Genomic DNA, 12509 nt, shown 5'->3' on the forward strand with positions numbered 1-12509 from the left:
TAAAAAAAGCACCGGCCATTGTTTTTATTTCTCTTTTTTAAAAGCTAAAGTGGCCACCCTCTCTCCTTTCGATGAATTAATAGGCTCTTCAAGGAGCTAAGCAGGCAAAAAGATTCCCTAATAGAGAAGTTGTGCATACCTTTAATTTGGGGCTCAATTAAGGGCTTAAGGAGACTCATCTCCTTTTTATTTTCATGTGGAGTGACCTGTGAAGGTAAGTAATTTTAAGCCCTTATTTGTCTTCCCAAGTAAATGAATGCTTTTAATTCCGTTGCGCCCATTTATAAATTTTCTTCCCCTTCTTCACCCATATGCCCGCTTTGATAGATCTCTTGAGCGGTTAGCTTAACAGTCTCCAATCCTCCTTCAAAACCTACTAGCCGCATCAGACGATCTACTTCATAAAGTTCTGAATACATTTGATCATTTACGGATTCTAACACGGCAATCTTCTTAATTAATTCTGCTTTAGTCATAACTACCTCCCTCATTAAAAATGTGATATACTTTCCTTAATGCAAAAGGCCTGCCATCCGTCTAAAAAGAGAAAAAATTCTATCTATCTCTTTCATTCTTAAAGTATTATGAGGACAATGAGATAGTTTAAAGTTCTTTATTTTTAAAAAGCACGGGTCTTATAAGTGAATTCCTCCCTTTTTTACGTGGTGTATTTTCATAAGATTGCTTTACTTCCCTAGTCTTTAAGGACTAATATTTATAGCTAAATTTACCAAACCAGTAGTGAGAAGTATTTTTGTAAGTGTTCACGGGATATAAAAGTTTTTTAGATAATAGAAGGTATAGGTTGCTTGGTACGAACTGCAGAGATAACGTTTACCAGAAAATCTAGCATAAATTTTCCTTGTCGATAAAGAGTTGCGATAGAACAAAGTAGAACTTTCTTCCATCTTTTGCCGTAGGTAGACTGGCTATCTAGACACACCTTACATACCATGGCTGGATTTCTTAAAGATTCTTCGACGGCATTAGGGATCATAGGAAGAGCAAGATCTTTCAAGTAAGCACGAAAATGTTTGATCTGCTTTAAAAGTTTGCGGCAAAACTTCCGCAATTTATTAGTGCTACTCCATCACTGTAGCGCTTGTAATCCTTCTTGTAGACAATACCACTTAAGCCCCCCCCGTCTAAGCACACTGGCTGATTTGGCCTTTTTCTAGAGGGTGTTTATCTTAGGGTTCCTAGACGCTGTGCATCCTTCAAAGATGTATGAGGCTGTTTTGCTTGCCCTTGTCTATTACGGAGCAAATGAGCTTAAGCAATACTGTTTGATCTTTACCTTAATTTGAGGAATAGTTGAGCCTCGATCACTCACTAAGCAATGAATCTTCGGGCCGACTAGCATTTTTAGAGTAACGCCATTTTGATAAGCTCTCCATCCATAAGCAATCACATTTCCTACGCCTAGTGCTAGCAAATGTTTGTTAGTGACGGCCTGAAACCAACTTGTCATATCTATCCACACAAGCTTTTGGGAAAATTAAAAACTTATCTTTGCCTTAAGCGCTGCCTTATCCGGCCGTATAAGCTAGGCAATATAGCCGCAAGCATAGTCCCTATACTCAAGTTACAAACTAACTTAGAGGCATGTGCTTTGTAAGGCTCTTTTCTCTTTTTCAACTTGAGCAAAGCCCTTCTCTTTAATTTATATGACATGAAAAAGCACCAGCCATTGTTTTTATTTCTCTTTTTTTAAAAGCTGAAGTAGCCATCCTCTCCCTCTTCGTTGAAATGTTAGGCACTTTAAGGAGCAGGCAGGTAAAAAGATTACTGTGAAGAGAAGAGTCCATTCTTTTTATGTGGCGTTTTTGTAATGACTTAAGGGCGCTCCTCTCTTTTTTATCTTCATTCCCCTCAATCCAGACATATAAACTATCTTGAACTTTCATCTTTTACCTCTTATATTGGATAAAACATCTCTAATTAAGTGTAGTTTAAGAAATTTCTTCTCCTTCTTCACCAATATGTTCGCTTTGATAGAGTTCTTGGGCAGTTAGCTTAACAGTTTCCAGTCCCCCTTCAAAACCTACAAGACGCATCAAACGATCTACTTCACAAAGTTCAGAATACATTTGATCATTTACGGATTCTAATACGGCAATCTTTTTAATTAATTCTGCTTTAGTCATAACTACCTCCCTCATTAAAGATGTGATATACTAGCTTTAATGCAATAGGCGTGCCATCTATCTAAAAGGAAAAAATTTTCTTATATCTCTCTCATGGAGAACAACTTATAAAAGCGGCATTGCTTACTAAAGGATATCGCTAGACGCCTAGATTCTCGCAAGTATGCTTATTTAAATTCCGTTTTCCTTGGTTTGAGGGTGTCTGACCTTAAGGCGAAAATAACTACTATCTTAGATGGCCAGATAAAGTTTATACCCATGATGCTTTCTTACTCTTTAGTACTCTGCGCCACGATCAGTCATCTTAGAACGTTAATATCCTGCCCTTCAAGCCAAGCGATGACTGATCATTTAAGCATATTCATTGCTACTTACGCATTTTTTTATTGTAGGGTTTGATAGAAACTACCTTAAGATAAGTATCGATTGGTCACTATTGATAAACGCCTTCCACGCTTTTAATAGTTCCTACTTAAGTAAGTAACTATAAGATATTAAATGCCTAGATGTTCAGTTTCAATTTCGCCATGCGCTTCTTTTTCTCCCCTAGCTTTGTGAGAGCTTGTAGCTGGTCTTTTTATTAATATCATTCCTTCTTAAAGCCATCTTACGCTTCTCACGTTTTTAAGGCTTTTTTTGAAAAAATTTTAAAGATTGCCTCAGGAGCCAAGCAAAATATATCTGTCCCAGCAAAATGAAAACTTCTTGTTTCTTCATGCTCATTACATACTCTTAATTGTCTATATGCAGGCTTCTGAAAGGCAAGATCTACACCAATTTTTTTGATAGGCTCGTCCAATCTGTTCCTTATACCCAGGCTTTTAGGGCCATATCTTGAAAAGCTGCTTCTCCACCTATTTCATACAACTCTTTGGATATTAAAGCTCTTTGAAATCTTCCTTTCTCCTAACAGAGCTCCGAAATACATCTTCTAATGTTTCAGCTCGCTTTAAGAACATTTAAGCTTATTTTTTGATAACTTTTTGATGAGTTGCTAAATTTGACATTTTGATTCTTTTTATGGGTCTTACCCCTTATCGTAACTTTAACCCTATCCCTGCACGGCATAACTTTAAGCTTTAGGGCTTTTAAAGAATATTTTCTTTATTTCTGTTACAGTTAGGGACTATCTATTACAAAGAAAGACATTTTTAGAAAAATTCCCTCTTGGCTAAGCTTTATCTTCAGGCAAATTAGTAATAGTATAGCCTTTTTTTATAATTTCAGTAGCGGTAGCTTTAACTGTATCTACTCCTCCTGCAAAACCAATAAGCTTCATTAATTGATCAATATAAGTAACTTCCGTATTTAGCTGATCGTTAATAGACTCAAGAAAAGCAATTTTTTGCTCTAATTGTTTTTTGTTCATTTTTTTCCTTCTTGCTTTCATACCTTATATATTTTTATGAATAGTTAATTGTAATAGGTGGAAACATTCCCATATCCACTATAAATCATACCCTCTGCTGTTGTCTTAAGGGTATTAATACCATTCGCAAACCCAATCATTTTCATAAGCTCATGAATGTTTTCAATTTCAGTTATTAAAACATCATTCATCGATTCCAGATGGGCTAGCTTTTTGTGTAACTCAGCGTTTTTCATTTTAATCCTTTAAGGTATGACAAAAAAAAGACATCCTCTACTAAAACATTTGTATGTTAAATTTATTTAAAGAATCGATCAAAATCAGGTAAACGCTTCATAGCATTTTCTTAGCACATTTCTCAGTTTTTTTCCTAAGAATTTAAAAAATTCTTTATCATTCCTGAGAATGATCTTGCAAGATATCCCTGGCAACTTCTTTAACTGATGATAATCCTCGAGGAAACCCAACAGATTTAAGAAGTTTATCGATATAAGCCAACTCTGTACTTAATTGATCTTCTACGAATTCCAAATAAGCAATTTTTTTAGCCAATTGATCTTTTGTTTCATTCTTTTTCATAGTACCCCCCTTTCCTTGTTGAGTGTTGTAAGATGATAAGCAAAATAGATGCCAAAAACAGGTACTATTTAAAAAATATTTAATGTGGGTGCATGATCCGCCTCTAATAAGGCAAATGCTCGTAGTTTTAGAAAAAGCTTTTCTATGCCTTTGATAGAGAAAGCAAAGTCTTTAGAAGAAAAGCTTTATGATTTTGCGCTCTCTAACTCACCTTACGCAGACATAGAAGTCCTTTGTAAATTTTGTAGGTCTTGATAGGCCATCTGATTGGCTTTAAAGATTAGTTTATATCTTAAAGCACAGTGATGGAGAAGGGTTTTAATTTTAGAAATTCAAGCTTGCAGTAAGCAATAAGAGAGACAAAAATATGATTTCTTTGAGAGCGAGCAATTTTGGTGGATGACTTCTCAAGGCTAGCATTCTGCTTTATCGATTTGTAATAATCTTCTATACGTCACCATTTGTGATAAATTCCATAGATGCGGTCAGCCTCATGATTTAGATCATTAGTCACAAGGTGAAGAATGCCAGTAGAGCCGTCTGCGTTTTTGAAAATCTTTGTGATTAAAGCTACGGGAAAAGATAGCTCTTTCATGCCAAACTATCCTTTTATCTCCATCTTTGAAATTAAACGTATTTGTAATACTGGCCTTTTTTCCTTTGTTCTTCAGAAAAAGCAATTAATCGATTAAACTTTATACCAAATAAAAACATTTTTAAGTTCCTAATAGATAAACTCCATATTATCTTTAGCGCCAAACCAATTATCCGCTAGCACGTACTCAAGCTTTACTTGATTGGTAACTGCTTGTTGGATAAGCGCTCTAAAATGTTGGCTTTTAGTAATGGATGATTGCCTTTATTCTTTCTTTGTTTTCACGTTGTAAAAGTACATATTTTTCTTAATCCCTTCAAAGCCGATGGGAAAGGTATAATCTCCATAACTACTAAAGCTAGAAAATGGATTAATGCCTTTTACGTGATCTTCCTGGGGTGTGAGAAAAATGCCAGCAGACGATTTCGTTTTCATCCGTATAGGGGTTTTCTTCTACTGTATCGTCAATAATCAACACACCTCCTTTACCTTGTTCTAGATGGCGCACTTGCTTTTTAACATACTGCCATAGTTCTTTTAAGCCCCCCCCCGATTATTATTAAGGAAACGGGTGATTTTATCATGGCTAATCTGACCATCTAAAAACTTGGATAGCGCTGTGGCTATGGCTTGTTGATTTTGGCTGATAAGATAATCTGTATAAATATCAACAAGATCTAGTTTCATTTTTTTTATCTTCTTTTCAAATAAAAAATATCCTTAGAATAATTTTTTCAATTCCTCTGCGGGTAAGACGAGTAGGTAATTCGGATTTGACAAGCTATAGAACGTACAAGTCACATGCATGACTAGCTTTTTTTATATTATCCAGGTTACTAATTAAAAAAAATTTATAAAGCTTTTTGCTATGCGTTGTAGGGAGTGTTGCTGGCTTGCGTGCAATTCTTTATAAGTTAGTCCAATTAATGCATTTAAAGTTTTAATTATTAAGTTATTAAGTTGTGTAGTGGCTTGTTGAGAATTACTGGAAGCATTTTCTAAAATTAATGCGTAAATCCCATTAAATTTTTCTCTAAGCTCAGAATGGTCTGTTATTTTATCAATTTGGTAAATATTACTCTTAATTGCTTGGAAGCCTAGCTCATTTTTAACTCCTCTCCTTATTTGTTTTCCACTTCTCTCTTGATTTTTTTGTTGAGCATCTAAGGCCGTGTGGGCTTTTTCTGTTTTTTTTTCTTTGCCCTTTATTATGCTTCCTAATGGCTCCTTCATTTCTTCAGGGAGAGCCTGAATTTCTGGAAGATCGTCTGCTGCTTCGCGAGTTTCAAGGATTAGGTAATTAAAATCTTTGTCCTTAGAAGCTTCGGAAAGCAGTTTATTACCCAAAATTTGAATCCCTTGTGCAATGTGCATATTTTCTCCTAACGAGCCTGGGGAGGAGGAAGAGCTTAAGTGCGCTCTACCTGCGATGACTATGACTTTTTCATAAGATTTTAATGCGACGCTAATATTTTCTACCATAGCCTGATTTCGTGATGGATGGCTCATTGCAAGCAAGTCATTTACTGTGTGCCCCAGTGCTTGCATAAATATAAGAGTTTGATTGAGCAATTTAAGGGGAAGGATAGCAATTTCTGGTGCAGTAATCGTGGTTTGTTCATCTTTTTCTTGTAAAATCTCTAAAGGTTGAAGAATAGTTTTTAAATTACTAGCACTCTCTTTCAATATAGTTTTAAATTCTTCTTTGTCTAGTCTTGTTGAAGGCCATTCTTCTATGTAATTAGCTAATTTATCGGTTACCTGGGTTAAATGCTGCATGGTGCGGTACATACCGTTGCACATAGCGCCTAAATCATCAGGATTGTCTAAATATTTTTTAATTGCTTCAGCCATTTTTTTATTACCGTAGTCTGTTACTTCCCCCACGAATCTATTTAAAAATTTCCATGTTTCTGGAGAATCCCAGGATGAAATGTTAACCTTACCCACATGTATTTCTAAATGGGAGCTTAATACTTTTGCGCTTCGATTAAAAGCTTGTCCTTCTACTAGGATGGTTGCTTTATCTGTTATATGTGTAAAGAGAAGGATGGTCACAAGCTGATGAATCTTTTCAGTAGCTTGATTATGAGTTTCGCCAATTAAGATCACTTGCGCTTGATTAACTTTCTGCGCCAGGTTTCCTTTACCCATATTACTTCCGACTTCAGAAAAATGTTTTAATAGCGATTCTGTAGATCCTTGAGAATCTGAATAAGGATCGAACTGCATAAGCTTTCTTCCTTTTGATTATTAAACATAATTTTCTAATGGTTTATAATTACTTATTATACCAAATATTCATATTAATAATTAAATATTAACGTAAATAATTAACTTTAATTATTACTTATATAATTTTTATAAGTTTAGATTGGTTGTTTTATATAACCTTATATTAAATTCATTGGCACGCTGCTATGCCTAAATGGAGAAAGTTCTAACGAAAAAGATGAGAAGATTTCGTAAGCGGCTACCCGTGCGGGCTAATTAAGCCGTTGATGTTAAGAAGTAAATGCAAATCAAAAAGCTCTGCAAATAGAAAAAAATAGCTATTTAGGAGTATTTTTGGCGGTGCAGATGCTCTATAAAATTCCCTCTAAAGCCCTATCTATTCTGTAACTACTTACCATGTTGACATGAATAATTATAGTAGATAGATAATGTTGTGGTTTGCTAAAGTTTGTAACTTAAAAAGACTATTTACGTGGAGAATGTTTTTAACTCTATTAATTAAGGATTCATTATAATGGGATGCTTTTTTTTTAACTTTAATCCTTTTAATTGTATAGATCTGCGCCCTTGGCGTCTTATTACTGAGTCCCCTCCCTCAATAAAAACGATACCAGAAGAATTGATTGTGCATATTTTTTCTTTTCTCTCCCCCAAAGAGCTTGTGAATGCTCAGCAAGTATGTAAACGCTGGAAAAGAATAGGAGATGAAGAGACATTGTGGAAAAGACATCATCAACAGCATTTCAAAGACAAACCCTTACATATTAGCTTTTACCCAAAAATACTTCGGTCTTTTAGAAATAGTTATCTTGTTTATAGCTGGAGCGAATCAATAGACCGGAAAATTAAGCTAGAGGCTGCCGCTTTGCGCGCTCATCCTGAATATAATGAAAGAAATTTTTCCGAGCTGCTGGTATTGATGAATCAAAGTCAAAGCTTTAATCATTAAAAAAGCTTAAGGTTGTAAGGGGAGGCCGGCAAAGAGAATAATGCTGATAAGATAATCTGTATAAATATCAAGAAGATCAAGTTTCATTTTTTCCTCCTCTTCTCAAAGGAAAAATATATCCTTGGAATAATTTTTTCAACTCCTCTAGGCGTAAGGTGAGTAACTTAAAAAGACTATCTGCGTTGAGAATGTTTTTTAACTCTATTAATCAAGGATTCATTATAATGGAATGCTTTTTTTTTTAACTTTAATCCTTTTAATTGTATAGATCTGCGCCCTTGGCGTCTTATTACTGAGGCCCCTCCCTCAATAAAAACGATACCAGAAGAATTGATGGTGCATATTTTTTCTTTTCTCTCCCCCAAAGAGCTTGTAAATGCTCAGCAAGTATGTAAACACTGGAAAAAAATAGGAGATGAAGAGACATTGTGGAAAAGACATCATCAACAGCATTTCAAAGACGAACCCTTACATATTAGCTTTTATCCAAGAGTAGTTCGGTCTTTTAGGAATAGTTATCTTGTTTATAGCCGGAGCGAATCAATAAGACGGGAAGTTAAGCTAGAGGATGCCGCTTTGCGCGCCCATCCCGATTATAAGGGAAGAGATTTTTCCGAGATGCTGGTATTGATGAATTAAAGTCAAAGCTTTAATCATCAAAAGAGCTTAAGGTTGTAAGGGGAGGCCGGCAAAGAGAATAATGCTGATAAGATAATCTGTATGAATATCAAGAAGATCAAGTTTCATTTTTTTCTCCTCTTCTCAAAGGAAAAATATATCTTTAGAATAATTTATTCAACTCATCTGTGCGTAAGGTGTGTAACTTAAAAAGACTATTTGCGTTGAGAATGTTTTTAACTCTATTAATCAAGGATTCATTATAATGGGATGCTTTTTTTTTAACTTTAATCCTTTTAATTGTATAGATCTGCACCCTTGGCGTCTTATTACTGAGTCCCCTCCCTCAATAAAAACGATACCAGAAGAATTGATTGTGCATATTTTTTCTTTTCTCTCCCCCAAAGAGCTTGTGAATGCTCAGCAAGTATGTAAACACTGGAAAAGAATAGGAGATGAAGAGACATTATGGAAAAGACATCATCAACAGCATTTCAAAGACAAGCCCTTACATATTAGCTTTTGTCCAAAAAAACCTCGATCTTTTAGGAATAGTTATCTTTTTTATAACCACAGGAAATCAATAAGACGGGAAGTTAAGTTAGAGACTGCCTCTGTGCGCGCCCATCCAGATTATAAGGGCAGGGATTTTTCCGAGCTGCTGTTATTGATGAATCAAAGTCAAAGCTTTAATCATCAAAAGAGCTTAAGGTTGTAAGGGGAGGCCGGCAAAGAGAATAATGCTGATAAGATAATCTGTATAAATATCAAGAAGATCAAGTTTCATTTTTTTCTCCTCTTTTCAAAGAAAAAATATATCCTTAAAACAATTTATTCAACTCATCTGTGCTTAAGGTGTGTTTCTAAGTTGAGTGAATTAATTTAATGACCAGAAGAAGTCTTCGCCTCTCTCTCGTAATTATCGATGGAAGTGATGCGAGAGGAGTTAATTTTTAACAAGAAAAGCAAGCAAGAGAAAATGGATAAAATATTTGCTAGGTAATAAGCACAAAAAATATGTGGTAATTATTAGCATTTTTCTTACTGACACTTTGATCTTTACTGCAGGTTTTCTCTTAGATTATTTAACAGAAAAAACCCAATTGAGGTTATTGGGTTTTTCTGTTAAATTAGCCATAAAGAGATTAACTATGAAAAAGTTGACTACCCTTCACAGCCTACATTCACTTCTTACTAGCCCCTTCTTCACCGTAGCTCAAATCAAACAGCTAGGAGTATCCCCTGCTCGTCTTGCCTACTATATAAAAAAGAAACAGATTAAACGCCTAAGCCGTGGGATTTATCAAAGCAGCGACTATCAAGGCTCACCAGAAATTTTTCAATGGGAGGATCTTATCGAAGCTGTAAATTCTGTACCAGGAGGAGTAATTTGCCTAGTCTCTGCTTTAGCTATCTATGAGATGACAGAGGAAATCCCGCGAAAACACTGGATTGCCATCTCCCATAGCACATCGATGACCAGGGAAGGCTCTATAAAAATTGTAAGATTTAGGAATATGGAACTTGGAAAAACAGAAGTAGAGCTAGGAGGTATTCGACTTCCTATATTTGAGCGCGAACGCACCATTATAGATGCTTTTAGACTTTTAAGCCGAGAAACTGCTATTAAAGCACTCAAAATGGCACTCTTAAAAAAAGGAAATAAAATAGATTTAAAGAAACTTCAGACCTATGCAAAAAAGCTTAGATTTAATATTGATCCTTATTTGATTACAGCTACCACATGAACGAGCAAGCATTAAAGAACCGCCTCCAGGTTATCTCCATAGAAAAAGGCATACATTTTAATGAATGCTGGAAGAAACTTCTTCTTGAGCGCTTTTTAGTGCGGCTATCACATTCAACACATGCCCCAAATTTCATTTTTAAAGGAGGATCTCTTCTTGCCTATTTCTTGCATATAGGCAGGGAAACCACCGATCTTGATTTTTTACTTACCAACATGAAGGCCGGCCAAGAAGAAACAAAACAAGCCATTGAGCAAATTGCTGCCATAGAGTTAAAAGATGGATTTTCTTTCAAGTATGCTGGTATAGATATTTTAGAGCAGCCGCATATGGATTATTCGGGCTATCGCGTGCATTTAAAGGCGACATTTGGTCGTATGAAAGATAAAATTCATATCGATGTCGGCGTAGGAGATATAGTAAAGCCCTTTAGCCAAGATATTTATCTTTTTCAGTATAAAGGTCATCCTTTATTTGAAGAAGAAGTATCCTTAATGGTTTATCCTCCGGAAACAATTTTTGCTGAAAAGCTCGAGACAGTGATTTCCAAAGGAACGGCTAATAGCCGCATGAAGGATTATCATGACCTGCTCTTGCTAATACTCGATGATATACTTTTTTATTCTTGACAGTTAGGCAACTTTTCTTGATGACTCAAAAGTTACATTTTCTTGTACTGCATTTAAATGTTTACGAGAAGGCCTTAAAACAAAGATTTCATCTAGCGTCTTTTCGAAATCACGGAAGAGTTCTTTTGAATTTTCATGCTCAACAATTTCTCTTATAACTTGACATAAAGCATCCACTCTAGACTTTTCTACTAGGCTCCCCAAGGTTGCTAAAGGGAGTTTGTTCTTAATGAAATTTGTTTGAGACAAATGAAAAAGAAAGCAGTGGTCAAACAGCAGGCTTAGAATCAAAGGTCGCTCTGATCCCTCAACGCCGCACTGTTTGGCCAAACTGCAAAACCCACAATGACTACTCCAATCCTCAATAAAAACCTCTACTAACCATCTTAAAGTATATCCTTGCATCACATCTTTCATATTCCATGAAAGATTTGCAGCCATAAGATAGCGATACTCATTTTCGCCCTCATATTTAAGGGCTATTACAAATCGTTTTTTGTGGTGAGAAGGAACATACAATCTTGCTCCCCCGGCTTGCACCACATTTTTTTTATCACCGCGAATGAAAATTTCCTGATTCCAGCCTTTGTAGGCTTCAAAGAATTCTTGGCACGAGAGAGATTTTTTACCCCGCATGACTTTTTGATTCTTTCTAAGCTGAGTAATGATTTGCACTCCAGGCCAAATACCTTCTACTCCATCTACAAACAAGCCGTTGCCGTAAAGAGCATCAGCCAGTACACAAGTGACCTTAAAAGCAGGAAATTCACAAGCAAAATTTTTAAGTAATTGTAAAGCTAATGTATACTTTTTTGGATATTCTAATGACCTTTTAGGCTCTTTGGGACGGTCTTTTTTTAAAATTCCCAACTTTTTTAGCTTCCTCACTTCCTGTTGCCATCTTGTGAGTACGGGATCGGGAGAATAAAAGGCAAAGGAGACGGGAATGCAAAATTTTTTAGTCACTAGCTGAAGAAATATTATATTTTGACCACAAAAATAACCACTTGTTTTTTTATCCCGGATTTTATGTAAATGATGCAATTTCTCAGCATTTTTTGATCGACTGTGATCTTTATCATCGATAATAAGAACCCCTTCTGTGATGCCATGTTTATGCAGGACCGCGCGAACACTACAAATTAGCAGCCTATTCCAAGCAATCTTAGCACGTCTAAACATGGCCGATAAAGCCATCTTTTTATAACTTTTAAGCCCAGCCCTTTCAAATTTTGCCCAACAGATTGAATTAGTAACTAATATTCCCATCAAACAAAAGGCTAGCCAACACCATTGAATTTTGGATAAATTATTATGAGGATTTTCTTGCTTGAGAGCCACTTCAAGTTGATTTAAATATTCTTTAATAAAGGGAAGCGGTTGGGAAAACATAGACGAAAAATTATTTTTAATGAGTTGATAAGGTATAACAATATTTTATTAAAAATTAGTCAACAAGAAAAAAGTACATCATCGAGTAATACGCGATTCAAAACTCATCAATTTCAACATTCTAAAAGAGGCCATAACTGACACGTTTAAAAATCGAAAGAGAACGCTTGAGCTTCTAAGTTTTGATGAACCAGATCTTAAATCTCTTCAAAAGCTTTGGGCCGCACATTTAAAAAACCTTGGGAACA

The 12509-nt window shown here is 35.5% G+C and carries 16 protein-coding genes; 5 read left to right on the top strand and 11 right to left on the bottom strand.

Annotated features, from left to right (window positions below; all coding sequences use genetic code 11):
• Nucleotides 1-281 precede the first annotated feature (281 nt).
• From TY21_RS05690 to TY21_RS05725, 10 genes are all read right to left on the bottom strand, one after another.
• Nucleotides 282-476 (bottom strand): hypothetical protein, encoded by a 195-nt coding sequence (locus tag TY21_RS05690; protein WP_042241287.1) that lies wholly within the window; start codon nt 474-476, stop codon nt 282-284.
• 308 nt (nt 477-784) lie between these two features.
• Nucleotides 785-1072 (bottom strand): hypothetical protein, encoded by a 288-nt coding sequence (locus TY21_RS05695; RefSeq protein WP_042241283.1) that lies wholly within the window; start codon nt 1070-1072, stop codon nt 785-787.
• A gap of 183 nt (nt 1073-1255) precedes the next feature.
• Nucleotides 1256-1471: a hypothetical protein gene (locus tag TY21_RS05700; RefSeq protein ID WP_042241280.1), complete on the bottom strand. Its 216-nt coding sequence runs from the start codon at nt 1469-1471 to the stop codon at nt 1256-1258.
• Nucleotides 1472-1952: 481 nt separating this feature from the next.
• Nucleotides 1953-2147: a hypothetical protein gene (locus TY21_RS05705; protein WP_039383729.1), complete on the bottom strand. Its 195-nt coding sequence runs from the start codon at nt 2145-2147 to the stop codon at nt 1953-1955.
• 1171 nt (nt 2148-3318) lie between these two features.
• Nucleotides 3319-3516, bottom strand: a complete 198-nt coding sequence (locus TY21_RS05710) for a hypothetical protein (protein WP_042241270.1) — start codon at nt 3514-3516, stop codon at nt 3319-3321.
• Nucleotides 3517-3560: 44 nt separating this feature from the next.
• Complete coding sequence (locus TY21_RS05715; protein ID WP_042241268.1) at nt 3561-3752, bottom strand: hypothetical protein; 192 nt, start codon at nt 3750-3752, stop codon at nt 3561-3563.
• A 157-nt stretch (nt 3753-3909) separates the two neighbouring features.
• Nucleotides 3910-4095 carry a hypothetical protein gene (locus TY21_RS05720; RefSeq protein WP_042241265.1) on the bottom strand — a complete coding sequence of 62 codons (186 nt, stop codon included), beginning with the start codon at nt 4093-4095 and terminating at the stop codon, nt 3910-3912.
• Nucleotides 4096-4549: 454 nt separating this feature from the next.
• Nucleotides 4550-4690 (bottom strand): hypothetical protein, encoded by a 141-nt coding sequence (locus TY21_RS11015; RefSeq protein ID WP_158623030.1) that lies wholly within the window; start codon nt 4688-4690, stop codon nt 4550-4552.
• A gap of 537 nt (nt 4691-5227) precedes the next feature.
• Nucleotides 5228-5377, bottom strand: coding sequence for a hypothetical protein (locus TY21_RS11020; protein ID WP_158623031.1), 150 nt, complete (start codon nt 5375-5377; stop codon nt 5228-5230).
• Between the two features lie 153 nt (nt 5378-5530).
• A complete protein-coding gene (locus tag TY21_RS05725) occupies nt 5531-6922 on the bottom strand; it encodes a hypothetical protein (RefSeq protein WP_042241263.1) in 1392 nt (463 codons plus the stop codon).
• Between the two features lie 517 nt (nt 6923-7439).
• Between TY21_RS05725 and TY21_RS05730 the strand changes: the two genes are divergently transcribed.
• The 5 genes from TY21_RS05730 to TY21_RS05750 all read left to right on the top strand — a co-directional run bounded on the left by TY21_RS05730 (nt 7440) and on the right by TY21_RS05750 (nt 10869).
• Nucleotides 7440-7874 carry an F-box protein gene (locus tag TY21_RS05730; RefSeq protein ID WP_042241260.1) on the top strand — a complete coding sequence of 145 codons (435 nt, stop codon included), beginning with the start codon at nt 7440-7442 and terminating at the stop codon, nt 7872-7874.
• A gap of 318 nt (nt 7875-8192) precedes the next feature.
• Nucleotides 8193-8513 carry an F-box-like domain-containing protein gene (locus TY21_RS05735; protein ID WP_255501534.1) on the top strand — a complete coding sequence of 107 codons (321 nt, stop codon included), beginning with the start codon at nt 8193-8195 and terminating at the stop codon, nt 8511-8513.
• 244 nt (nt 8514-8757) lie between these two features.
• Entirely contained in the window at nt 8758-9210 is a 453-nt protein-coding gene (locus TY21_RS05740; protein ID WP_130589574.1) for an F-box protein, read from the top strand.
• Between the two features lie 433 nt (nt 9211-9643).
• Nucleotides 9644-10240, top strand: a complete 597-nt coding sequence (locus tag TY21_RS05745) for a type IV toxin-antitoxin system AbiEi family antitoxin domain-containing protein (protein ID WP_042239533.1) — start codon at nt 9644-9646, stop codon at nt 10238-10240.
• Complete coding sequence (locus TY21_RS05750; protein ID WP_079979842.1) at nt 10237-10869, top strand: nucleotidyl transferase AbiEii/AbiGii toxin family protein; 633 nt, start codon at nt 10237-10239, stop codon at nt 10867-10869. The genes TY21_RS05745 and TY21_RS05750 overlap by 4 nt, the downstream gene beginning before the upstream one ends.
• 3 nt (nt 10870-10872) lie before the next feature.
• Here the strand turns inward: TY21_RS05750 and TY21_RS05755 are convergent, their stop codons facing one another.
• Nucleotides 10873-12261 carry a transposase gene (locus TY21_RS05755; protein ID WP_130589569.1) on the bottom strand — a complete coding sequence of 463 codons (1389 nt, stop codon included), beginning with the start codon at nt 12259-12261 and terminating at the stop codon, nt 10873-10875.
• Between the last annotated feature and the right edge of the window lie 248 nt (nt 12262-12509).

The organism is Neochlamydia sp. S13 (assembly GCF_000648235.2).
Taxonomy (GTDB): domain Bacteria; phylum Chlamydiota; class Chlamydiia; order Chlamydiales; family Parachlamydiaceae; genus Neochlamydia.

Excerpts from the sequence above, each read along its gene's own strand:
- TY21_RS05690 (WP_042241287.1), bottom strand. The coding sequence starts at position 476 with ATGACTAAAGCAGAATTAATTAAGAAGATTGCCGTGTTAGAATCCGTA.
- TY21_RS05700 (WP_042241280.1), bottom strand. The coding sequence starts at position 1,471 with ATGACAAGTTGGTTTCAGGCCGTCACTAACAAACATTTGCTAGCACTA.
- TY21_RS05705 (WP_039383729.1), bottom strand. The coding sequence starts at position 2,147 with ATGACTAAAGCAGAATTAATTAAAAAGATTGCCGTATTAGAATCCGTA.
- TY21_RS05710 (WP_042241270.1), bottom strand. The coding sequence starts at position 3,516 with ATGAACAAAAAACAATTAGAGCAAAAAATTGCTTTTCTTGAGTCTATT.
- TY21_RS05715 (WP_042241268.1), bottom strand. The coding sequence starts at position 3,752 with ATGAAAAACGCTGAGTTACACAAAAAGCTAGCCCATCTGGAATCGATG.
- TY21_RS05720 (WP_042241265.1), bottom strand. The coding sequence starts at position 4,095 with ATGAAAAAGAATGAAACAAAAGATCAATTGGCTAAAAAAATTGCTTAT.
- TY21_RS11015 (WP_158623030.1), bottom strand. The coding sequence starts at position 4,690 with ATGAAAGAGCTATCTTTTCCCGTAGCTTTAATCACAAAGATTTTCAAA.
- TY21_RS11020 (WP_158623031.1), bottom strand. The coding sequence starts at position 5,377 with ATGAAACTAGATCTTGTTGATATTTATACAGATTATCTTATCAGCCAA.
- TY21_RS05725 (WP_042241263.1), bottom strand. The coding sequence starts at position 6,922 with ATGCAGTTCGATCCTTATTCAGATTCTCAAGGATCTACAGAATCGCTA.
- TY21_RS05730 (WP_042241260.1), top strand. The coding sequence starts at position 7,440 with ATGGGATGCTTTTTTTTTAACTTTAATCCTTTTAATTGTATAGATCTG.
- TY21_RS05740 (WP_130589574.1), top strand. The coding sequence starts at position 8,758 with ATGGGATGCTTTTTTTTTAACTTTAATCCTTTTAATTGTATAGATCTG.
- TY21_RS05745 (WP_042239533.1), top strand. The coding sequence starts at position 9,644 with ATGAAAAAGTTGACTACCCTTCACAGCCTACATTCACTTCTTACTAGC.
- TY21_RS05750 (WP_079979842.1), top strand. The coding sequence starts at position 10,237 with ATGAACGAGCAAGCATTAAAGAACCGCCTCCAGGTTATCTCCATAGAA.
- TY21_RS05755 (WP_130589569.1), bottom strand. The coding sequence starts at position 12,261 with ATGTTTTCCCAACCGCTTCCCTTTATTAAAGAATATTTAAATCAACTT.